This window comes from Serratia sp. CY33525 (assembly GCF_052169115.1).
Classification (GTDB): Bacteria; Pseudomonadota; Gammaproteobacteria; order Enterobacterales; family Enterobacteriaceae; genus Serratia; species Serratia sarumanii.
This window is the reverse complement of sequence record NZ_JBJNLK010000002.1, coordinates 193,120-213,983: the sequence shown is the minus strand read 5'-3', so window position 1 is coordinate 213,983 and position 20,864 is coordinate 193,120. Positions and strand designations below refer to the sequence as shown.

The window sequence follows — 20,864 nt, the reverse complement described above, 5'->3', positions numbered from 1 at the left end:
CCACTCCGGACTTTCTCTCATCCCCTTTCCCTTTCACCTTCTTATAGTCAGCACCAGGGAGGCGGCTATGCAGGCACGCTCGGCATCTGAAATCGATCATCGTTACCGCGCGCTGCGCCCGCGACTGCTGCTGTACATGGTCATCGGGTACGCCGCCTTTTACCTGACGCGCAAAAGCGTGAACTACGTGCTGCCAGCGCTGCAAACGGATTTGGGGCTGGATAAAGGGGACATCGGCCTGCTCGGCTCGCTGTTTTACCTGAGCTACGGCCTGTCGAAATTCGCCGCCGGACTGTGGCACGACGGCCACGGGCAGCGCAGGTTTATGGGGATCGGCCTGTTCGCCACCGGCTTGCTGAACGTGGCGTTCGCCTTCGGCGAATCGCTGACGCTGCTGCTGGCGGTCTGGGCGCTGAACGGCTTCTTTCAGGGCTGGGGCTGGCCGCCCTGCGCGCGGCTGCTGACCCACTGGTATTCGCGCAACGAGCGCGGCTTCTGGTGGGGCTGCTGGAATATGTCGATCAACCTCGGCGGCGCGATCGTGCCGCTGATCAGCGCCTTCGCCGCCCAGCGCTGGGGCTGGCAGGCGGCGATGCTGATCCCGGGCGCCGTCAGCATGGTGTTGGGCATCTGGCTCACGCGGCGGCTGACGGGCACGCCGCAGGAAGAAGGCCTGCCGTCGGTCGGCCGGTGGCGCCACGATCCGCTGGAACTGCGCCAGGAACAGCAAAGTCCGCCGATGGGGCTGTGGCAGATGTTGCGCACCACGATGCTGAAGAACCCGATGATCTGGCTGCTCGGCGTCTCTTACGTACTGGTCTATCTGATCCGCATCGCGTTGAACGACTGGGGCAATCTCTGGCTGACGGAAAGCCACGGCGTCAACCTGCTCAGCGCCAACGCCACGGTGATGCTGTTCGAGGTAGGCGGCCTGCTCGGCGCGCTGTTCGCCGGCTGGGGCTCGGATTTGCTGTTCGGCGGGCAGCGCGCGCCGATGATTTTGCTGTTCACGCTCGGGCTGATGGTTTCCGTCGCCGCGCTGTGGCTGGCGCCGGTGCATCACTACGCGCTGCTGGCGGGCTGTTTCTTTACGGTGGGCTTTTTTGTCTTCGGCCCACAGATGCTGATTGGCCTCGCCGCCGTGGAATGCGGGCACAAAGGCGCAGCGGGCTCCATCACCGGTTTTCTCGGCCTGTTCGCTTACCTGGGGGCCGCGCTGGCGGGCTGGCCGCTGTCGCAGATCATCGAAGGCTACGGCTGGTCAGGCATGTTCAGTTTGCTGTCGATCGCCGCCGTTCTTATGGGTTTATTGCTGATGCCGCTGCTGATGGCGAGCGTTACCACCTCTACCGAGAGAAGGATAAAACAATGAAAAAAACCTTAGTCACTACCCTGATAGCTTCCGGCATCGCGCTGGCCACGCTGAGCGGCGCCGCGCACGCCAAGGGCCGCCTGGTGGTCTACTGCAGCGCCACCAATGAAATGTGCGAAGCGGAAACCAAAGCCTTCGGCGAGAAATATGACGTGAAAACCTCGTTCATCCGCAACGGCTCCGGCAGCACGCTGGCGAAAGTGGACGCCGAGAAGAAAAACCCGCAGGCGGACGTCTGGTACGGCGGCACGCTCGATCCGCAATCCCAGGCCGGTGAAATGGGGCTGCTGCAGCCGTACAAATCGCCGAACCTCGAACAGGTGATGCCACAATTCCGCGATCCGGCGAAGCTGAAAGGCAACTACTCCTCGGCGGTCTACGTCGGCATTCTCGGCTTTGGCGTCAATACCCAGCGCCTGAAAGAGAAAAACCTGCCGGTGCCCAAGTGCTGGAAAGACCTGACCAAGCCGGAATACAAAGGCGAGATTCAAATCGCCGATCCGCAGAGCTCCGGCACCGCCTACACCGCGCTGGCGACCTTTGCCCAGCTGTGGGGAGACGATCAGGCGTTCGATTACCTCAAGCAGCTGAACGCCAACGTCTCGCAGTACACCAAATCCGGCATTGCCCCGGCGCGCAACGCCGCCCGCGGCGAAACGGCAATCGGCATCGGTTTCCTGCATGACTACTCGCTCGAAAAGGAACAGGGCGCGCCGCTTGAGCTGATCTCGCCTTGTGAAGGCACCGGCTACGAAATCGGCGGCGTCAGCATCCTCAAAGGCGCGCGCAACCTCGACAACGCCAAGCTGTTCGTGGATTGGGTGCTGTCGAAAGAGGCGCAGGAACTGGCATGGCAGAAAGGCAAGTCCTATCAGATCCTGACCAATACCACCGCCGCTACCTCGCCGAACTCGCTGAAGCTCGACGATCTGAAGCTGATCAACTACGACATGGACAAATACGGCTCGACCGAGGTCCGCAAGGCGCTGATCAACAAATGGGTCAGCGAAGTCAAGATGGGTAAATAAGCCCACATTCTGCGCCTGTTGCCGGGTAAGCCTCACGCCTTACCCGGCCTGAACATCCGGGAAACTTATGTCACATACACATGCTCTCCATCTCGTGGAAAAACGAGATGCGATATTCCTTTGGGTCTTGCTTGGCTGGCTGGCGTTCGCCCTGCTGCCGAGCTGGAGCCTGGATTACGGCCTGCTGGAGTCCACCGGCGATGAAATCCTCGCGGCCTACGGCTGGTCACACCGCAATGTCAGCTGGCTATGGTGCCTGTTGCCGAGCCTGCTGCTGCTTCGCCCCTACGCCCCGGCGGGCAGTGAACGGCGGCGGCGCCACGCGTTCGATGCCGGCTGGGCGCTGCTGTGCATGGCCTTTATCGTCGTCAGCGCCACGGTGGCGGGGCGCGGTTTAGGCTACGCCACCCTGGTGCAATTGACCGCGCTGGGCGCCATCATGACGCTGGCGCTGACCCGCCTCGAATGGCTGGGTGGCGACCGTTTCGTTATCGGTGCGCTGGTCACCATCGTGGCGCTGATCGGCGTCTTCATCGTCTGGCCGAGCATCGCGATTTTCATTCCGATGTTCACCGACCAGACGGGTGCGTTCGCGCCGCTGGCGTTTATGAACGTGCTGTCGCAGGCGCATATCGTTCAGGTGATCCTCAACTCCATCGCCCTGTCGATCGCGGTGGGCGCCGGCTGCACCTTCTTCGGCCTGGTGCTGGCGATTTACACCACCCGCATCGCCAGGCGCAGCGCCATTATCGGCCGCATCTTCTCCATCCTGCCCATCGTCACGCCGCCGTTCGTCGTCGGCCTGGGCGTCACGCTGATGATGGGGCGCTCCGGCTACGTCACCGAGTGGATGGTGGCCTGGTTCGGCCTGACCAACACCAACTGGCTGTACGGCTTTACCGGCATCTGGCTGGCGCAGGTGCTGGCGTTCACGCCGATGGCGTTCATGATCCTCGACGGCGCGATCAAGACCATTCATCCTTCGCTGGAAGAAGCCTCCTACACCCTGCGCGCCAGCCGCTGGCAAACCTTTAACGGCGTGTTCGTGCCGCTGCTGAAACCGGCGCTGGCCAACGCGTTTTTGATCGTGGTGGTGCAATCGCTGGCCGACTTCAGTAACCCGCTGGTGCTCGGCGGCAACTTCGACGTGCTGGCGACGCAAATCTATTTCTACATCACCGGCTCGCAGCTCGACTATCAGGCCGCCAGCACCCTCGGCGCCTTCCTGCTGCTGTTCTCGCTGCTGGTGTTCTGCATCCAGTACCTGTGGATCGGCAAACGCTCTTACGTCACCGTGTCCGGCAAATCCTATCGCGGTGACGTACAGCCGCTGCCGGTCACGCTGGTGTGGGGCGTGATCGCGTTGCTGGCGGTGTGGATAGCCTTTAACGCCCTGCTCTACGGCAGCATTTTCTACGGCAGCTTCACCGTCAACTGGGGGGTGGATTACACGCTGACGCTGGATAACTTCATCAAGCTGTTCGGCCAGGGCATGAGCGACGGCGCGTGGCCTTCGCTGCTCGACACGCTGCTGTACGCCGGGATCGCCGCGCCGATCACCGCCGCCTTCGGCCTGCTGATCGCCTGGATCGTGGTGCGCCAGCAGTTCAAGGGCAAAAAGACCATCGAGTTCACCACCATGCTGTGCTTTGCGGTGCCGGGCACCGTGGCCGGCGTCTCTTACATTCTCGCCTTCAACAGCGCGCCGGTGTACCTCACCGGGACGGCCGCCATCGTGATTATCTCGATGGTGATGCGCAACGTGCCGGTGGGCATTCGCGCCGGGATCGCCGGGCTGGGCCAGATAGACAAATCGCTGGACGAAGCCTCGCTCAGCCTGCGCGCCGGCTCGCTGCGCACCATCACGCACATCCTGCTGCCGCTGCTGCGCCCGGCGATCCTGTCGGCGCTGATCTACAGCTTCGTGCGCGCCATCACCACCGTCAGCGCCATCGTCTTCCTGGTCACCCCCGATACCCGGGTGGCCACCGCCTACATCCTCAACCGCGTGGAAGACGGCGAATACGGGGTGGCGATCGCCTACGGTTCAATTCTGATCGTGGTGATGCTGGCGATTATTTTCCTCTTTGACTGGCTGATCGGCGAGGCACGCATCTCCCGTTCAAAAGCCAAAAACCAGGCGTAATGGAGCCCATGATGAGCCAGAAAAATTTCGTTGAACTGCGCAACGTCTCCAAACGGTTCGGCAGCAACACGGTGATCGATAACATCGCACTCACCATCCCTAGGGGGCAGATGGTGACGCTGCTCGGCCCTTCCGGCTGCGGCAAGACCACCATTTTGCGCCTGGTCGCCGGGCTGGAGAAACCGAGCGACGGGCAGATATTCATTGATGGCGAAGACGTCACCCATCGTTCCATCCAGCAGCGTGACATCTGCATGGTGTTCCAGTCTTATGCCCTGTTCCCGCACATGTCGCTGGGGGAAAACGTCGGCTATGGCCTGAAGATGCTCGGCATTCCGCGCGCCGAAGTGAAAGCGCGCGTGCAGGAAGCGCTGGCGATGGTGGATCTGGCGGGGTTCGACGATCGCTATGTCGATCAGATCTCCGGCGGCCAACAGCAGCGCGTGGCGCTGGCGCGCGCGCTGATCCTCAAGCCGAAAGTGCTGCTGTTCGACGAGCCGTTGAGCAACCTCGACGCCAACCTGCGCCGCAGCATGCGCGAAAAGATCCGCGAGCTGCAAAAGCAGTTTGATATCACTTCGCTGTACGTCACCCACGATCAGAGCGAGGCTTTCGCGGTCTCAGACACCGTGCTGGTGATGAACAAGGGGCATATCATGCAGATAGGCTCGCCGCAGGATCTCTATCGGCAGCCGGCGTCGCGCTTTATGGCGAGCTTTATGGGGGACGCCAACCTGTTCCCGGCCGGCTTCAGCGCGGACTATGTCGATATCAGCGGCTATCGCCTGCCGCGCCCCGCGCACTTTGCCACCGAAGGCGCCGGCACGGTGGGCGTGCGGCCGGAAGCGATCACGCTGAGCGAGCACGGCGAGGAAAGCCAGCGCTGCGTGATCCAGCATGTCGCCTACATGGGGCCGCAGTAGGAGGTGACGGTGGCGTGGCATGGGCAGCAGATTTTGCTGCAGGTTAACGCCACTCGCCTGCAGCCGAACGTCGGCGAACATTATTATCTGGAAATTCACCCCTACGGCATGTTTATGCTGGCGGACGCGGCATAATAAGCATCACTCTTAAGCGTTAGAATAACGGCCATTCCGCATGGAATGGCCGGAAATAACCGTCTCAAAAACCGTATTTATCTATTTTTACAATTCCGCCCAAGTCCTTGTTCAATCGAAAAATAAATACATCCGCATTCACTCAAAAATAACCACCAGGGCCGACAAGGGTGATATTTTTATTTAGATAGGGTAATCTTAATCCCGCAGTCGAAATTATTTAACGGCCAACTCAAGGAGAAATTCATGAGCAACAATGCAAACGCACAGGCGCAGCTGGATAATTTACGCAACGTCGCTTCCCAGCTGAAGGAAATGCGCCACTATGCGCAGTCGAATACCGAGACGCTCTCCGCACACTGGCTGGCCTTCGATCAGGGGGAATGCAAAAATAAGGCATTCGCCGAAGCCATTAACGACCTGTTGAATAAACAGGGTGCCTGTCTGGAAGGACTGGAAAAAACCATTCAGGATATCGAGATAGAATTGAACCGTCTCGACAACGCCGCCTGATAATACCGATTTAAATAAACCCGCCGCGTGCGGGTTTATTTTTAGCTGCGGCAGATGACGCGCGCAATATCCCCTGACGTCGTCAGCGCGCGTATTTCGCTGAACAGTTCGGTGGCTTCGTCATATTCCTTGCGCAAATAGCCCAGCCACTGTTTGATACGCGCCACGTGATACAGGCCGGTGTCGCCCTGCTTTTCCAGATGGACGTATTTTTGCAGCAGCTCAACCACCTGCGGCCAGGGCATACGCGGTTCGTTGTACTTCACCACCCGGCTCAGGTTCGGCACGTTGAGCGCGCCGCGCCCCAGCATGATGGCGTCGCAGCCGGTCGTCTGCAGGCAATCCTGCGCGCTCCGGTAATCCCAGATCTCGCCGTTGGCGATCACCGGAATGCTCAGCCGTTGGCGGATCTCGCCGATCGCCGCCCAGTTGATGCGATCCGCCTTGTAGCCGTCCTCTTTGGTGCGGCCATGCACCGTCAGCTCGCTGGCGCCCGCCTGCTGCACCGCATCGGCGATTTCAAAACTGCGGTTGGAGGAGTCCCAACCCAAACGCACCTTCACAGTGACCGGCAGATGGGCCGGCACCGCCGCGCGCATCGCTTTGGCGCCCTGGTAGATCAATTCCGGATCTTTGAGCAGCGTCGCCCCACCGCCGCTGCCGTTCACCAGCTTGGACGGGCAGCCGCAGTTGAGATCGACGCCGTAAGAGCCCAGCTCCACCGCGCGCGCGGCGTTCTCCGCCAGCCACTGCGGGTGCTGCCCCAGCAGCTGTACGCGCACCAGCGTGCCCGACGGCGTGCGGCTGGCGTGGCGCAGCTCCGGGCACAGCCGGTAGAACGACTTGGCCGGCAGCAGCTGATCGACCACGCGCAAAAATTCGGTGATGCACAGATCGTAGTCGTTCACCTCGGTGAGCAACTCACGCACCAAAGAATCGAGAACGCCCTCCATCGGAGCCAATAATACGCGCATGACCAATCCCAGCTAAAAAAAGACCCGCAATGATACGGGTGAATGCCCGCGCCAGACAAGCCTCTGCGGGCATTAAAAGCGCCGTCAGCCCAGCCGGCGGATCGGTTGGCCGGCGAGGAACGCCGCAATATCCTCGACCGCCTCGGTGAAGTAGGCGCGGTAGTTGTCGTCCGCCACGTAGCCCACATGCGGCGTCGCCAGCACGTTGGGCAGCTGACGAAACGCATCGTCGGCCGGCAGCGGCTCCGTCTCGAACACATCCAGCCCGGCGCCGGCGATCTTCCGCTGTTGCAGCACGTCCACCAACGCCGCCCGATCGACGATCGCCGCACGCGAGGTGTTGATCAGGTAAGCGGTGGGCTTCATCGCCGTCAATTCGTCACGCCCCACCAGCCCGCGGCTGCGATCGCTCAGCACCAGGTGGATAGAGACAAAATCGCTCTGCTCGAACAACGTCCGTTTGGACGGCGCCAGTTCAGCCCCCTCCTGCGCCGCCCTTTCCGCCGTCAGGTTCTGGCTCCAGGCCAGCACCCGCATGCCGAACGCCTGCGCCACCCGGGCCATCTGGCCGCCGATCTTGCCCAGCCCCAGCAGCCCCAGCGTTTTCCCCTGCAGGGTGACGCCGAGATCCCGCTGCCACGGGCCGTTGTTTTGCAGCCCGACGCTTTCCGGCACGATATGCTTCGCCAGCCCGAGCAGCAGCGCCCAGGTCAGCTCCATCGGCGCCGCCGACCCGCTGCTGGTGCCGCACACCACCACGCCGCGCTCGGCGGCGGCGGCCAAATCGATAGCGGCGTTGCGCATGCCGGAGGTGATCAGCAGCTTCAGCTTCGGCAGCCGCGCCAGCAGCGAGGCGGTCATCGGCGTGCGCTCGCGCATGATGACCAGAATGTCGCACTCCTGCAGATGCACCGCCAGCTCCGCCTCATCGGTAAAGTGCGCGCTGATGGCGGACACCTCCACCCGCTCGGCCAGCGCCGACCAGTCCGCCATCTTGAGCGCCACCTGCTGGTAATCATCGAGAATTGCGCACTTCAATTTCATCTCCGTCTCCTGGAATCTAGGGGTAGCCACCGTCCAGCCTAGTACGAAAATGCCGTTCCGCCAGGCAAAAAAAAGCCGCCCGTATCGGCGGCTTACTCTTAGAGCAATCAGGCTTATTCGGCCGGTTTGCGATTGCGCGGGCGGCGCGAAGGCGCGCCGGAACGGCGCTGGCCGTCACCCTGCGGGCGGGCGTTACCGTTGCCGTTGCCGTTGCCACGGTTTTCACGCTGGCCGCCGTTCGCGTTACCGCTGCGCTGACCGCCGCCGTTACCGGAACGCTGGCCACCGCCGTTGCCGCGCGGCGCACCGCGCCCGCCACCCTGGCGGCCGTTGATGATCGGCTCGGCCTTGATGGTCGGATCCGGCTCGTAGCCCGGCAGCGCGATGCGCGGAATTTCACGCTTCAGCAGACGCTCGATGTCGCGCAGCAGCTTGTGCTCGTCCACGCACACCAGCGAGATAGCTTCGCCGGTGCGCTCCGCGCGGCCGGTACGGCCGATACGGTGCACGTAGTCTTCCGGCACGTTAGGCAGCTCGTAGTTCACCACGTGCGGCAGCTGGTCGATATCCAGACCGCGCGCCGCGATGTCGGTGGCCACCAGCACGCGGATGCGGCCGTCTTTAAAGTCCGCCAGCGCACGGGTACGGGCGCCCTGGCTCTTGTTGCCGTGGATAGCCGCGGCGGTGATGCCGTCTTTGTTCAGCTGCTCCGCCAGGTGGTTGGCGCCGTGCTTGGTGCGGGTAAACACCAGCACCTGTTTCCAGTCGCCTTCGCCGATCATCTGCGACAGCAGTTCCCGCTTACGCTTCTTGTCGACGAAGTGCACGCTCTGTTCGATCTGCTCGGACGCGGTGTTGCGGCGCGCCACTTCTACCGAAGCCGGGTTGTGCAGCAGCTTGTTGGCCAGCGCCTTGATGTCGTCGGAGAAGGTGGCGGAGAACAGCAGGTTCTGACGCTTGGCCGGCAGCTTGGCCAGCACGCGGCGGATGTCGTGGATAAAGCCCATGTCCAGCATGCGGTCCGCTTCGTCCAGCACCAGAATTTCGATTTTGGACAGATCAACCGCGTTCTGATGTTCCAGATCCAGCAGACGGCCCGGCGTCGCCACCAGGATATCGACGCCGCCGCGCAGCTTCATCATCTGCGGGTTGATGCTCACGCCGCCAAACACCACCAGCGAACGCAGGCGCAGGTGTTTGCTGTAGGCATCGACGTTTTCGCCGATCTGCGCCGCCAGCTCACGGGTTGGCGTCAGGATCAGCGCGCGCACCGGGCGACGGCCCTTGACCGGATGGTCATGCTTGCTCAGCAGCTGCAACAGCGGCAGGGTAAAACCGGCGGTTTTACCGGTGCCGGTCTGGGCGCTGGCCATCAGGTCACGACCTTCCAGCACGACAGGAATAGCCTGACGCTGAATTGGCGTCGGTTCGCGATAGCCCTGTTCTTCAACAGCGCGCACAATTTCAGCACTTAAGCCGAGGGTTTCAAATGACATAAAGAGAAAAACTCCAGATCCCCCCTAACCTAACGGTGTTCGGTGCAGTTTCCTGGGAGGATGATCAGACGGGGCATTAAGCATGACCACGAGGGATTGGCACAAACTGCAGTGCACCAGGCGGCGATTGTAACAGAAGTCGCGCAATAAAAAGCACTTTTACGCGTGGAGAGCACAATCTGCCGTAAATTCAGCATTGTCTGAAGCCGATCACATAACGCATTGTGATTAGCGGTTGCGTTTTAAACAATCTGGCATAAAGTTAATCATATGATTGATTAACTTCGAGCGTGACCCATGCCAGCTTCCGTACCTCATCAGGCCGCCGGCCGGGCGCGCGGCGAGCAAGCGCGCCGGCAGCTGCTCGCCGCGGCGACCGACCTGTTCGGCGAATATGGCCTGCAGGGCGCCACCACCCGCGATATCGCCCAGCGCGCCGGCCAGAACATCGCCGCCATCACCTATTACTTCAGCTCTAAAGAGGGGCTGTACCTGGCCGTGGCGCAGTCGCTCGCCGATTTCATCCAGCAGGCGTTCGCTCCGCTGGCCGAAGAGGTCGATCGCTTCTGGCAACAGCCCGTCGCGCTGCGCTCACCCGACGCGGCGCTGCGTTTGCTGCAGCGTGGCCTGCTGGCCTTCAGCGAACTGATGACCCAGCCGCACACGCTGAACCTGAGCAAAATCATGTCGCGCGAACAGCTCGCCCCGACCGACGCCTACCCGCTGATCCACAGCCAGGTGATCGCGCCGATGCACGAGCGGCTGTGCCGCCTGCTGGCGGCCGCCACCGGCATCGACGAACGCGCCCCCCGCCTCGTGCTGCATACCCATGCGCTGATCGGCGAGGTGCTGTCGTTCCGCGTGGCGCGCGAAACCATCCGCCGTCAGGCCGGCTGGCAAGAGATTGGTGAGGGCGAAGCGGCGCAAATCGCGGCGGTGCTGAGCGAGCATATCGAGATTCTGGTTGTTGGGCTGCGCCAACGTCACGGCGCGTAAATTCAGGCAGGGAGTGTTATGAACAAAAAACGCAGTGCCTTGATCGTGTTGTTAATTCTGCTGATCGCGGCCGCCGCTTACGGGGTATGGCATTACCAACAGCAGCAGGATAAGCCGCTGACGCTGTATGGCAACGTCGACATCCGCACGGTGAACCTCGGCTTTCGCGTCGACGGCCGCCTGGCGTCGCTGACGGTGGATGAGGGCGATGCCGTTCAGCCGGGCCAGCTGCTCGGTAAGCTGGACGACGCCCCCTACCGCAACGCGCTGCAGCAGGCCGAAGCCAACGTCGGCAGCGCGCGCGCCAAGCTGTCGTTGCTGCAGGCCGGTTACCGCGCCGAAGAGATCGCCCAGGTACGGTCGGAAATGGCGCAGCGCCAGTCCGCCTTCGCCTACGCCGACAGCTTCCTGAAACGCCAACAGGGGCTGTGGGCGAAAAACGCTACCTCCGCCGACGCGCTGGAGGATGCGCGCACCGCCCGCAATCAGGCGCAGGCCAACCTGCAGGCGGCGAAGGACAAGCTGTCGCAATACCGCAGCGGCAACCGCCCGCAAGAAATCGAACAGGCCAAGGCCGACGTGGCGCAGAGCGAGGCGGCGCTGGCGCAGGCACAGTTGAACCTGCAAGACGCCACGCTGGTTTCCCCTTCCGCCGGCACGGTGCTGACCCGCGCGGTGGAGCCGGGCACCATGCTCGGCGCCGGCGGCACGGTCTTCACCCTGTCGCTGACCCGGCCGGTGTGGGTGCGTGCCTACGTCAACGAAACCAGCCTGAGCCAAGCGGTGCCCGGCACCGAACTGGAGATCTACACCGACGGCCGCCCCGGCAAGCCTTATCACGGCAAGATCGGCTTCGTCTCGCCGACCGCCGAATTCACGCCGAAAAGCGTTGAAACGCCGGATCTGCGTACCGATCTGGTGTACCGCCTGCGGGTGATCGTCACCGACGCCGACGACGCGCTGCGCCAGGGCATGCCGGTCACCCTGCGCTTCGCCAAACCCTGAGGCCGGCCATGGAACAGGCGCACACCATTGAGCTGGAAGGGCTGGAGAAGCGCTTCCCGTCGCTTGAGAAACCGGCGGTCGCCAGCCTGACCACCACCCTGCGCAGCGGCGCGGTGATCGGGCTGGTCGGCCCGGACGGCGCCGGCAAAACCACCCTGCTGCGCATGCTGGCCGGGCTGCTGCAGCCCAGCAGCGGCAAACTGCGGGTCGCCGGGCTGGATCCGATCGCGCAGGATCGTCAACTGCACGCGATCCTCGGTTACATGCCGCAGAAGTTCGGGCTGAATGAGGATCTGACGGTGATGGAGAACCTGACGCTGTACGCCGATCTGCGCGGCGTCACCGGCGATCTTCGCCGCCAGACCTTCGAGCGGCTGTTGAAATTCACCGATCTGACCCGCTTCACCGAGCGCCTGGCGGGCAAGCTGTCCGGCGGCATGAAGCAAAAGCTGGGCCTGGCCTGCACGCTGCTGGGCGAACCTCAGGTGCTGTTGCTGGATGAGCCGGGCGTCGGCGTCGATCCGATCTCGCGCCGCGAGCTGTGGCGCATGGTGCACGAGCTGGCCAACGACGGCATGTTGATCCTGTGGAGCACGTCTTATCTCGACGAAGCCGAGCAGTGCCGCGAAGTGCTGCTGCTCAACGAGGGCGAGCTGCTGTTCAGCGGCGCGCCGCAGGCGCTGACCCGCCGTATGGCCGGGCGCACGGTGTTGATCGCCGCGCCCCCCGGCAGCCATCGATCCTTGCTGCAGCGGGCGATCTGCCTGCCGGCGGTCACCGACGGGGTGATCCAGGGCAAGTATCTGCGCCTGATCCTGAAAGAAGGCGAAGATCACCGGCAGCTGCTGCAGGCGCTGGATCTGCCGGACGTCGAACTGGACGAAGCGGATCCCCGCTTCGAGGATGCGTTTATCGATCTGCTCGGCGGCGGCCCCAACCACCGCTCGGCGCTGGCGGAGATCATGCCGACCGTCAACGGCGCAAGCGGTGAAACGGTGATCGAAGCGGTGCAGCTGACCAAAAAATTCGGCGACTTCGCCGCTACCGATCACGTTGATTTCCAGGTGCGGCGCGGCGAAATTTTCGGCCTGCTCGGGCCGAACGGCGCCGGCAAGTCCACCACCTTCAAAATGATGTGCGGCCTGCTGATCCCCTCCAGCGGCAAGGCGTTGGTGCTGGGGATGGATCTGAAGACCAGCTCCGGCAAGGCGCGCCAGCGGCTCGGCTACATGGCGCAAAAATTCTCGCTGTACGGCAACCTGACGGTGGCGCAGAACCTGAAGTTCTTCTCCGGCGTCTACGGCCTGAGCGGCAAGGCGCAGCGCGACAAAATCGACGAGATGTCCCGCGCCTTCAACTTCGCGCCGATCCTCGATCAGACGCCGGACGCGCTGCCGCTCGGCTTCAAACAGCGCCTGGCGCTGGCCTGCGCGCTGATGCACGAACCGGATATCCTGTTCCTCGACGAACCGACTTCCGGCGTCGATCCGCTGACGCGGCGCGAGTTCTGGTTGCACATCAACGGCATGGTCGACAAGGGCGTCACGGTGATGGTGACCACCCACTTTATGGACGAGGCGGAGTACTGCGACCGCATCGGCCTGGTGTACCGCGGCAAGATCATCGCCGCCGGCACGCCGGACGATCTCAAACAGCAGGTGGCGCGCGACGACAATCCCAACCCCTCGATGGAGCAGGCGTTTATCGAGCTGGTGCAGGGCTACGATGAGGAGAAATCACGGTGAGCGATAACCGAACCCCAATCGACGACGGCGGCTTCTCCTGGCGCCGGCTGCGCGCGCTGTGCCTGAAGGAAACGCGGCAGATACTGCGCGATCCCAGCAGCGGCCTGATCGCCTTCGTCATCCCGCTGATGCTGCTGTTTATCTTCGGCTACGGCATCAACCTGGACTCCAGCAAGCTGCATCTGGGCATTCTGATGGAGCAGCAGAGCGAAGACGCGCGCGATCTGGCCCACGCCTTCGCCGGCTCGCCCTATATCGAACCGACCATCAGCGACAACCGCCAACGGCTGATCCAGCAGATGCAGGCCGGCACGATCCGCGGCCTGGTGGTGATCCCGGTGGATTTCGACCAGCGCATGGCGCGCCCGCACGACAGCGCCCCGATCCAGGTGATCACCGACGGCAGCGAGCCGAACACCGCCAACTTCGTGCAGGGTTACGCCCAGGGCGTATGGCAAGTTTGGCAGCAGCAGCGCGCCACCGATCGGGGCAACAGCGACAAACCGCTGATTGACGTGCAGATGCGCTACTGGTTCAACCCGGCGGCCATCAGCCGGCACTACATCATTCCCGGCGCCATCACCATCATCATGACGGTGATCGGCGCCATCCTCACCTCGCTGGTGATCGCCCGCGAATGGGAGCGCGGCACCATGGAGGCCCTGCTGTCCACCCAGGTGACGCGCAGCGAGCTGCTGCTCTCCAAGCTGATCCCTTATTACTTCCTCGGCATGGCCGCCATGGCGCTGTGCATGGCGGTGGCGGTGTGGGTGCTCGGCGTGCCCTATCGCGGCTCGCTGCTGATCCTGCTGCTGATCAGCAGCCTGTTCCTCGCCAGCACCCTCGGCATGGGCCTGCTGATCTCCACCCTCACCCGCAATCAGTTCAATGCGGCGATGGTGGCGCTGAACGCCGCCTTCCTGCCGTCGATCATGCTGTCCGGCTTCATCTTCCAGATCGACAGCATGCCGGCCATCGTGCGCGCGGTGACCTACATCATTCCGGCGCGCTACTTCGTCAGCACGCTGCAAACGCTGTTCCTGGCGGGCAACGTCGGCACCGTGCTGCTGATCAATCTGCTGTTCCTGATCGCTTCCGCGGTGGTGTTCATCGGCCTGACGGCCTGGAAAACCCAGCGCCGGCTGGATTGAGGAGAAAAGTGATGTTTCATCGTCTGTTGACGCTCATCATCAAGGAAATGCAGGCGCTGCTGCGCGATCCGCAAACCCGCGCCATTTTAATCATGCCGGTGATCCTGCAGGTGCTGCTGTTCCCGTTCGCCGCGACGCTGGAAGTCACCAACGCCACCATCGCGGTCTACAGCGAGGACAGCGGCCAGGCCTCGGTAGAGCTGACCCAGCGCTTCGCCAAGGCCAAGGCCTTTCAACACGTGCTGCTGCTGCGCAGCCCGCAGGAGATAAAGACCACCATCGACAACCAGCGGGCGCTGCTGCTGATCCGCTTCCCGGCGCAGTTCTCGCGCGATATCGCCACCGGCAACACCGCGCCGCTGCAGCTGCTGCTCGACGGGCGCAACTCCAACAGCGCGCAGATCGCCGCCAACTACGTGCAGCAGATCGTGCAGGAATATCAGAACGAGCTGCTCGGCAACCGCGCTAAACCCAACAACAGCGAGCTGGTGGTGCGCAACTGGTATAACCCGAATCTGGACTACAAATGGTTCGTGGTGCCGTCGCTGATCGCCATGATCACCACCATCGGCGTGCTGATCGTCACCTCGCTGTCGGTGGCGCGCGAACGCGAACAGGGCACGCTGGAACAGCTGCTGGTCTCGCCGCTCACCACCTGGCAGATCTTTATCGGCAAGGCGGTGCCGGCGCTGATCGTCGCCAGCTTCCAGGCCAGCATCGTGCTGCTGATCGGCATCTTCCTGTATCAGATCCCGTTCGCCGGATCGCTGCTGCTGTTCTATGCCACCATGCTGATCTACGGGCTGTCGCTGGTCGGTTTCGGCCTGCTGATCTCGTCGCTGTGCGCCACTCAGCAGCAGGCGTTCATCGGCGTGTTCGTGTTCATGATGCCGGCGATCCTGCTCTCGGGTTACGTCTCGCCGGTAGAGAATATGCCGGTGTGGCTGCAGGATCTGACCTGGGTTAACCCGATACGCCACTTCACCGACATCACCAAGCAGATCTACCTGAAGGACGCCAGTTTCAGCATCATCTGGCACAGCCTGTGGCCGCTGCTGGTGATCACCGCCACCACCGGCAGCGCCGCCTACGCGCTGTTCCGCCGCAAGATCGCATAAAAAGGTTCATAACGCTTTACCGGGAAACGCTGCTTTGATTTTCAAAAAGAAGCAATCGCTATCCCGGTATCCCTAGGCCATTCTTTTTATCGCCTTCATTTAATTATTCTGATCCTACCCAGCAAAAAGCGCCGCGTCTTGCGAATGAGTTGCCGCAATAAAACATCAAAACCATCGCAGCAAGCCTACGGCGTCAGAGACTTCGTGCGAAAGCAGCCCGAAACAGTTCAAAAATCAGAACCTCGCTTAGGGCTGTGTCCATATTACATGGGTAGGATCAGTTTTTGGTCTAATATCTTCCTCAAACTTAGATAAATCAATGAGATAGCTGCCATTTCCCTCTATATCAACGAGTACGGGCTGAGTGCCAATTGAATTGATAACAACAACTGTTGGAGCTGCAGTATTAGCTACTGTGATTACTTCATCCCCAGTACAAATACCGACAGCTCTGAGAGACAGCATTAAAGCGTTCGTGCCGTTATCAACGCCAATACAATGACGAGAGCCATGGTACGAAGCGAATTCTTCCTCGAACCCGGCTACACTTCTGCCCAAGATCAGTTGGCCCGAACTAAAACCCTGTCAACCGCAGCAAGTATTTCCGCTCGTTCATTTTCGTATTCTCTTCTGGAGCTCCAAACGCCAACATCCATTTTTGAAACACATCTCCTCCTTAAGAATTCACTTCTCTAATCAAGACTGCTCTACATTTCTTGGACGAACATCACAGTATTTCCGGCTGGATCGCTGACCTGCGCAAGCTTTATAAATCCTAGATCCTGTGTTTCGCTAACGGTAACACCAGCGTTTTGACAAATCACCCTCTGTGCTTCGATATTACGAACACAGCAAACTACAAATGACTTACCAGCAAGGTTTGGATCAGGAGCAACCGAAACTTGAATCAAAGCATTTTCTACCAGCTGCCATTCGGCGATTCCCTCATCAGGTGTAACATCTGGCTTGCGCCCAAGCCATTTGGCGTACCATTCAACAGCTTCGTCGAAATCACTTACGTGAAGAACGGAAACAAGACTCGTAAAGTTATTATTTGACATTATCTTACTCTCCTAATTAAGTTGAAAAATCCTTTTTTTACTATCTTGGTAGTCTCAAGCCATTGCTCGATTATTAATCACAAAATAAATTCATTTTCAACTCCAACTCAAAAATTAAATTTAGCAATTAAAAAAATGAGAGCCGCCTCTAACTTTGTTAAACTCAATGTATAAGGCTAACTTATGTCATTATTTGGAGGTATATCTATAACTTTAATTAATAATAGTTAAATGTATTTATTAAATCATAGTGAGCCACACTGTTTCACCAAGACATCGAATGTCCTTTTTTTCAAAACTCATGGTTAGGAAAATGATGTGACCGCAATATTTGTCGATTTTGTTGAATAAATCAGCATTAACTGGCCGGACAACATCAGCGCTTTGACCATCGCTATCGCTTAACCGATCTGAACATCATAGTCTCTCAGGTTCAGATAGCACACAGCGATGTACTGATATAAAAAAATTATTAAAACTTTCAAAAAAAATCAGATAGCACTGCACGAAGGAATAAATTTGGTGTCCAAAAAATCGTAAAAATTTGACTCTTGAACCTCCCCTGAAATTGAATCGGGCGATTTGCCCTAGACGAATATTTCCTCAGCACCTCCACCTGTTTCTAACAATATTTTATTATAATCTCATCGGCTGTTGCCTTCTGGATGTTCCGTTTTATGTTACCCCCTCTTCTTTTCTTGAAAAATTCGAATGATATAAATATTAATATTAGTAAAACAACGCCAATTTCCGTCTCAGTTGCGCCAGAAGATTTTCTGTCTCGGAACCTAGACATGGTGCGATTCGTAGTACTAATATTAAAAAGGTGCTAAATCATCCAAATCAACTTTTTGAAAAAATCGAACTATTGAGTGTATTAGATAATTGGCTGTTCTGAAGACCACATTCGTTTTAACACCAGGTCACCATGGCAAAGTAGAATTTTAAAATCACTAACTGGCCCGCATACAAAAAATACGCCAAGGCAACACGACTCCCTGACTCTATGGCTTGATGAACTCGCCATCGCTGCATGGACTACCAGTACAAAGACTGGGGGGCATGGTCAGCCACTTCATCAATATGGCGATCACGACAGTACTGATTGATAAAACGCGTGTTCAACCTGTTACTCCAGACATTACAAGGTGTTGTGTGTTCAATTTTCAAGCTGATGGGGCTTTCGTTGTCCTGCCCTAATTACTCTCTGATCAGCAGGTAGATCGCATAATGGGTGAAACGGATGCAGTCTTGCCAATTAACTCTGATTTATTCGCCAAATCCGACTAAATCCACCAAGAACCCAACAACGTGAAAGGAAAAATTATGATAAAGCTTGCAGATATGATGCTAGAGGAGGCAGCTCCTGCACTCCCAGATGAAATTGCAACTCCCTGGAAGGCCCTCCGCACCGCGCAAGCGAAATCTTGCTGAGAATAGAGCCGCGACGCACATTCCCAGATGGTTCGCGTAGCTACAAAGCTACGTCGCAGACAACTATTGAAGTGGTTGTCGGAACAAAACATGACGAGCCTAATGCCCCGCGCTAGCGGTTCGAGTTCCCTGACACTGAGTTCGCGAGCATGAACGGTACCATTTGGCTAGACCTGCAAATGAAGAACTATCGAACTGAGACGATGAGCAAAGTCCTTTTCCCCGGCCAAACTGTCGCTCTCGGTGTGGGCACTTCTTTTAATGCCGATCTTAAACCTTCGATTGGCCATCTGGAAATTCCTCTTGGAACAGAGTTCGGGCCGCTATCGTTGCCAGCCACCAAGCTGTTCGAGTTTGCCGTTGATGAAAACGTTGGGGGAGCCGGTGACGATATTGTCTTTGGGGGTCAGGCTACCGGTACCAGCAATGCCGTCGCGAGAAATATTGTTCGAGGGGAAAACGTTCATCACCGGCCAGAAGCACTTTGACGGAGCGATCGGGGTAACCACCCGGTAGGACCGCACTGCCTTCGATAAAGATACAGCGGAAAGTATCGGGCATCATGCAAAATCCTTTTGCTTAACGAAAGCTTAAGCATCGCAAAATCGCATAAAAAAGGCTCTGCATGTCACATGCAGAGCCTGGTAAGTCCTATGGATTTCAAGCTGCTGCTTGAAAGGCCACGGATTTAGCGACGGTTGCCGAAGATACGCAGCAACATCAGGAACAGGTTGATGAAGTCGAGATACAGCGTCAGCGCGCCGACGATGGCGTACTTGCGGAAGCTGTCTTTATCATCGGCATTCAGCTGCTCGCCCATCGCCTTGAGTTTTTGCGTGTCGTACGCGGTCAGGCCGACGAACACCACCACCCCGATGTAGGTGATCGCCCACATCAGCGCGGTGCTTTTCAGCCAGATGTTCACCAGCGAGGCCAGCACGATGCCGATCAGCGCCATGAACAGCATGCTGCCGAAGCCGCTCAGATCTCGCTTGGTGGTGTAGCCATACAGGCTCATGGCGCCGAACATGCCGGCGGTGACCACGAAGGTGCTGGCGATCGAGCTGTAGGTGTAGGCAATGAAGATGCTCGACAGCGTCAGCCCGGTCAGCGCCGAGTACAGCATGAACAGCGAAGTGGCCACCGCGCCGCTCAGGCGGTTGACCATGCCGGAGATCACGAACACCAGCGCCAGCTGGGCGATGATCAGGCCGAAGAAGGTGATCTGGCTGGAGAAGATGAAGTTGAGGATCGCGGGCGTGTTGGCCGCATACCAGGAAACGAACGCCGTCAGCAGCAGACCGCAGGTCATCCAGCCGTAAACCTGCGCCATGTAGGCCTGAATGCCGCTGTTGGCACGTTCGACGATTGAACCATTAGAGCGTGGATATCGGTCCATGACGGTTACCTTTTGCGTTGTAAACAAGATTCCGAAGCCCCGCGAACGGGGCTTCGCCTGCTATAAGCGTACCACAGAATATGCCGGGCGAAAGCGGCAAAGGTCTTGATTTGTTTCCGCTGTTGACGCGTTATTTAGCCGCGTCGTGCCAGCGCTGCGCGGCCTCGCGATCGCTGTCGCGGGCGTCCACCCAACGATCGCCCTGGCCGGTGGCTTCGCGCTTCCAGAACGGCGCGCGGGTCTTCAGGTAGTCCATGATGAACTCGCTGGCGGCGAACGCCATGCTGCGGTGTGCGCCGGTCACGCCAACGAACACGATCTCGTCGCCGGGATACAGCGCGCCGACGCGGTGGATCACCGTTACCCGCTGCAGCGGCCAACGGCTGCGCGCCTCGGCCACGATCTCCGCCAGCGCCTTCTCGGTCATGCCGGGATAGTGTTCCAGCGTCAGCGCGCTGACGTCGTCACCCAGATTATGGTTGCGCACCTTGCCGGTGAAGGTCACCACCGCGCCATCGGCGTCGCACTGCGCCAGCCACTGGTACTCGTCGCCGACGTTGAACGGCGCTTCGCCCACGCGAATGCGGGTATTTTCCATGCTTACCCCCCGGTGACCGGCGGGAAGAAGGCCACTTCATCGCCGGCGCGCAGCGGATGATCCGCCGCCACCAGCGACTGATTGACCGCCGCCAACAGTTTGCCGGATTCCAGCGCCAGCGCCCAGCGATCGCCGCGCGCGCACAGCGCCTGGCGCAACGCCTCGACGGTCGGGTAATCCGCCGGCATCGACAGGCCGCCGGTGCCCACCAGTTCGCGCACCTGCGCGAAGAAAAGAATATCGATCATACGTTCACCTTAAAATCGCCGGATTTGCCGCCGCTTTTCGCCAGCAGGCGCACCGGGCCGATCACCATGTCTTTCTGTACCGCTTTGCACATGTCATAAATGGTCAATGCCGCCACCGAGGCGGCGGTCAGCGCCTCCATCTCGACGCCGGTTTTGCCGGTCAGCCGGCAGCAGGTTTCGATGCGCACCCGGCTGTGCTGCGTTTGCGCCTCCAGCTGCACTTCGACCTTGCTCAGCATCAGCGGGTGGCACAGCGGGATCAGCTCCCAGGTGCGTTTGGCCGCCTGAATGCCGGCGATGCGCGCCGTGGCGAACACGTCGCCCTTGTGATGGCTGCCGTCGACGATCATCGCCAGCGTGGCGGGCAGCATCTCGACGAAGGCTTCGGCGCGCGCTTCACGCACCGTTTCGGCCTTGGCGGAAACGTCGACCATATGGGCTTCGCCGGCGGCGTTAATGTGGGTTAGCTGTGTCATGA

The 20,864-nt window shown here is 59.7% G+C and carries 19 protein-coding genes and 2 pseudogenes; 12 read left to right on the top strand and 9 right to left on the bottom strand.

Features of this window, described 5'->3' with window-relative positions:
• The first annotated feature begins 43 nt into the window (after window positions 1-43).
• The 5 genes and pseudogenes from uhpC (at window position 44) to ACJ8IM_RS05960 (ending at window position 6,117) form a co-directional block, all read left to right on the top strand.
• Window positions 44-1,372, top strand: a complete 1,329-nt coding sequence (uhpC, locus tag ACJ8IM_RS05980; protein ID WP_225845470.1) for an MFS transporter family glucose-6-phosphate receptor UhpC — start codon at window positions 44-46, stop codon at window positions 1,370-1,372.
• Window positions 1,369-2,400, top strand: a complete 1,032-nt coding sequence (locus tag ACJ8IM_RS05975) for an ABC transporter substrate-binding protein (protein WP_033647097.1) — start codon at window positions 1,369-1,371, stop codon at window positions 2,398-2,400. The genes uhpC and ACJ8IM_RS05975 overlap by 4 nt, the downstream gene beginning before the upstream one ends.
• A 67-nt stretch (window positions 2,401-2,467) precedes the next feature.
• Entirely contained in the window at window positions 2,468-4,546 is a 2,079-nt protein-coding gene (locus ACJ8IM_RS05970; protein WP_033653495.1) for an ABC transporter permease, read from the top strand.
• An 11-nt stretch (window positions 4,547-4,557) separates the two neighbouring features.
• A pseudogene (gene fbpC / locus ACJ8IM_RS05965) lies at window positions 4,558-5,604 on the top strand (ferric ABC transporter ATP-binding protein).
• A gap of 246 nt (window positions 5,605-5,850) precedes the next feature.
• Window positions 5,851-6,117, top strand: coding sequence for a hypothetical protein (locus ACJ8IM_RS05960; protein ID WP_033637517.1), 267 nt, complete (start codon window positions 5,851-5,853; stop codon window positions 6,115-6,117).
• Between the two features lie 41 nt (window positions 6,118-6,158).
• On the opposite strand, the gene dusC is transcribed toward ACJ8IM_RS05960, so the two are convergent.
• The 3 genes from dusC to rhlE form a co-directional block, all read right to left on the bottom strand.
• Window positions 6,159-7,091: a tRNA dihydrouridine(16) synthase DusC gene (gene dusC / locus ACJ8IM_RS05955; protein ID WP_033653497.1), complete on the bottom strand. Its 933-nt coding sequence runs from the start codon at window positions 7,089-7,091 to the stop codon at window positions 6,159-6,161.
• A gap of 84 nt (window positions 7,092-7,175) precedes the next feature.
• Window positions 7,176-8,135 (bottom strand): D-2-hydroxyacid dehydrogenase family protein, encoded by a 960-nt coding sequence (locus ACJ8IM_RS05950; RefSeq protein WP_033653498.1) that lies wholly within the window; start codon window positions 8,133-8,135, stop codon window positions 7,176-7,178.
• A 113-nt stretch (window positions 8,136-8,248) separates the two neighbouring features.
• Window positions 8,249-9,631 carry an ATP-dependent RNA helicase RhlE gene (gene rhlE, locus ACJ8IM_RS05945; RefSeq protein ID WP_033653500.1) on the bottom strand — a complete coding sequence of 461 codons (1,383 nt, stop codon included), beginning with the start codon at window positions 9,629-9,631 and terminating at the stop codon, window positions 8,249-8,251.
• A gap of 297 nt (window positions 9,632-9,928) precedes the next feature.
• On the opposite strand from rhlE, the gene cecR reads away from it, so the two are divergent.
• From cecR to ACJ8IM_RS05920, 5 genes are read left to right on the top strand one after another with little or no spacing between them, the layout of a single operon-like run.
• Window positions 9,929-10,627, top strand: coding sequence for a transcriptional regulator CecR (gene cecR, locus ACJ8IM_RS05940; protein ID WP_033653501.1), 699 nt, complete (start codon window positions 9,929-9,931; stop codon window positions 10,625-10,627).
• A gap of 18 nt (window positions 10,628-10,645) precedes the next feature.
• A complete protein-coding gene (hlyD, locus tag ACJ8IM_RS05935; protein WP_033647110.1) occupies window positions 10,646-11,632 on the top strand; it encodes a secretion protein HlyD in 987 nt (328 codons plus the stop codon).
• Window positions 11,633-11,640: 8 nt separating this feature from the next.
• Entirely contained in the window at window positions 11,641-13,377 is a 1,737-nt protein-coding gene (locus ACJ8IM_RS05930; protein WP_101455787.1) for an ATP-binding cassette domain-containing protein, read from the top strand.
• Window positions 13,374-14,528 (top strand): ABC transporter permease, encoded by a 1,155-nt coding sequence (locus tag ACJ8IM_RS05925; RefSeq protein ID WP_033653503.1) that lies wholly within the window; start codon window positions 13,374-13,376, stop codon window positions 14,526-14,528. The genes ACJ8IM_RS05930 and ACJ8IM_RS05925 overlap by 4 nt, the downstream gene beginning before the upstream one ends.
• An 11-nt stretch (window positions 14,529-14,539) precedes the next feature.
• On the top strand, window positions 14,540-15,646 hold the full coding sequence (locus tag ACJ8IM_RS05920; protein WP_033647114.1) for an ABC transporter permease: 1,107 nt from the start codon (window positions 14,540-14,542) through the stop codon (window positions 15,644-15,646).
• A gap of 246 nt (window positions 15,647-15,892) precedes the next feature.
• On the opposite strand, the gene ACJ8IM_RS05915 is transcribed toward ACJ8IM_RS05920, so the two are convergent.
• On the bottom strand, window positions 15,893-16,204 hold the full coding sequence (locus ACJ8IM_RS05915) for a DegT/DnrJ/EryC1/StrS family aminotransferase (RefSeq protein ID WP_072008396.1): 312 nt from the start codon (window positions 16,202-16,204) through the stop codon (window positions 15,893-15,895).
• A 149-nt stretch (window positions 16,205-16,353) separates the two neighbouring features.
• Window positions 16,354-16,707 (bottom strand): VOC family protein, encoded by a 354-nt coding sequence (locus ACJ8IM_RS05910; protein ID WP_072008397.1) that lies wholly within the window; start codon window positions 16,705-16,707, stop codon window positions 16,354-16,356.
• 949 nt (window positions 16,708-17,656) lie between these two features.
• Between ACJ8IM_RS05910 and ACJ8IM_RS05905 the strand changes: the two are divergent.
• Together ACJ8IM_RS05905 and ACJ8IM_RS05900 are read left to right on the top strand one after the other, a co-directional pair.
• A pseudogene (locus ACJ8IM_RS05905) lies at window positions 17,657-17,926 on the top strand (transposase); the annotation flags it as partial.
• A gap of 364 nt (window positions 17,927-18,290) precedes the next feature.
• Window positions 18,291-18,629, top strand: coding sequence for a hypothetical protein (locus ACJ8IM_RS05900; protein ID WP_033653504.1), 339 nt, complete (start codon window positions 18,291-18,293; stop codon window positions 18,627-18,629).
• 200 nt (window positions 18,630-18,829) lie between these two features.
• Here the strand turns inward: ACJ8IM_RS05900 and ACJ8IM_RS05895 are convergent, their stop codons facing one another.
• The 4 genes from ACJ8IM_RS05895 to moaC form a co-directional block, all read right to left on the bottom strand.
• A complete protein-coding gene (locus tag ACJ8IM_RS05895; protein ID WP_033637508.1) occupies window positions 18,830-19,540 on the bottom strand; it encodes a Bax inhibitor-1/YccA family protein in 711 nt (236 codons plus the stop codon).
• A 130-nt stretch (window positions 19,541-19,670) separates the two neighbouring features.
• Complete coding sequence (gene moaE / locus ACJ8IM_RS05890) at window positions 19,671-20,138, bottom strand: molybdopterin synthase catalytic subunit MoaE (RefSeq protein WP_004939764.1); 468 nt, start codon at window positions 20,136-20,138, stop codon at window positions 19,671-19,673.
• A gap of 2 nt (window positions 20,139-20,140) precedes the next feature.
• Window positions 20,141-20,386 carry a molybdopterin synthase sulfur carrier subunit gene (moaD, locus tag ACJ8IM_RS05885; RefSeq protein ID WP_019453985.1) on the bottom strand — a complete coding sequence of 82 codons (246 nt, stop codon included), beginning with the start codon at window positions 20,384-20,386 and terminating at the stop codon, window positions 20,141-20,143.
• Entirely contained in the window at window positions 20,383-20,862 is a 480-nt protein-coding gene (gene moaC, locus ACJ8IM_RS05880) for a cyclic pyranopterin monophosphate synthase MoaC (protein ID WP_033637506.1), read from the bottom strand. Before moaC ends, moaD begins: the two co-directional genes overlap by 4 nt.
• Between the last annotated feature and the right edge of the window lie 2 nt (window positions 20,863-20,864).

What these genes read in the sequence shown, in the direction of transcription:
- ACJ8IM_RS05975 (WP_033647097.1), top strand. Translation starts at nt 1,369, where the DNA reads ATGAAAAAAACCTTAGTCACTACCCTGATAGCTTCCGGCATCGCGCTG.
- ACJ8IM_RS05970 (WP_033653495.1), top strand. Translation starts at nt 2,468, where the DNA reads ATGTCACATACACATGCTCTCCATCTCGTGGAAAAACGAGATGCGATA.
- ACJ8IM_RS05960 (WP_033637517.1), top strand. Translation starts at nt 5,851, where the DNA reads ATGAGCAACAATGCAAACGCACAGGCGCAGCTGGATAATTTACGCAAC.
- dusC (WP_033653497.1), bottom strand. Translation starts at nt 7,091, where the DNA reads ATGCGCGTATTATTGGCTCCGATGGAGGGCGTTCTCGATTCTTTGGTG.
- ACJ8IM_RS05950 (WP_033653498.1), bottom strand. Translation starts at nt 8,135, where the DNA reads ATGAAATTGAAGTGCGCAATTCTCGATGATTACCAGCAGGTGGCGCTC.
- rhlE (WP_033653500.1), bottom strand. Translation starts at nt 9,631, where the DNA reads ATGTCATTTGAAACCCTCGGCTTAAGTGCTGAAATTGTGCGCGCTGTT.
- cecR (WP_033653501.1), top strand. Translation starts at nt 9,929, where the DNA reads ATGCCAGCTTCCGTACCTCATCAGGCCGCCGGCCGGGCGCGCGGCGAG.
- hlyD (WP_033647110.1), top strand. Translation starts at nt 10,646, where the DNA reads ATGAACAAAAAACGCAGTGCCTTGATCGTGTTGTTAATTCTGCTGATC.
- ACJ8IM_RS05930 (WP_101455787.1), top strand. Translation starts at nt 11,641, where the DNA reads ATGGAACAGGCGCACACCATTGAGCTGGAAGGGCTGGAGAAGCGCTTC.
- ACJ8IM_RS05920 (WP_033647114.1), top strand. Translation starts at nt 14,540, where the DNA reads ATGTTTCATCGTCTGTTGACGCTCATCATCAAGGAAATGCAGGCGCTG.
- ACJ8IM_RS05910 (WP_072008397.1), bottom strand. Translation starts at nt 16,707, where the DNA reads ATGTCAAATAATAACTTTACGAGTCTTGTTTCCGTTCTTCACGTAAGT.
- ACJ8IM_RS05900 (WP_033653504.1), top strand. Translation starts at nt 18,291, where the DNA reads ATGAACGGTACCATTTGGCTAGACCTGCAAATGAAGAACTATCGAACT.
- ACJ8IM_RS05895 (WP_033637508.1), bottom strand. Translation starts at nt 19,540, where the DNA reads ATGGACCGATATCCACGCTCTAATGGTTCAATCGTCGAACGTGCCAAC.
- moaE (WP_004939764.1), bottom strand. Translation starts at nt 20,138, where the DNA reads ATGGAAAATACCCGCATTCGCGTGGGCGAAGCGCCGTTCAACGTCGGC.
- moaD (WP_019453985.1), bottom strand. Translation starts at nt 20,386, where the DNA reads ATGATCGATATTCTTTTCTTCGCGCAGGTGCGCGAACTGGTGGGCACC.
- moaC (WP_033637506.1), bottom strand. Translation starts at nt 20,862, where the DNA reads ATGACACAGCTAACCCACATTAACGCCGCCGGCGAAGCCCATATGGTC.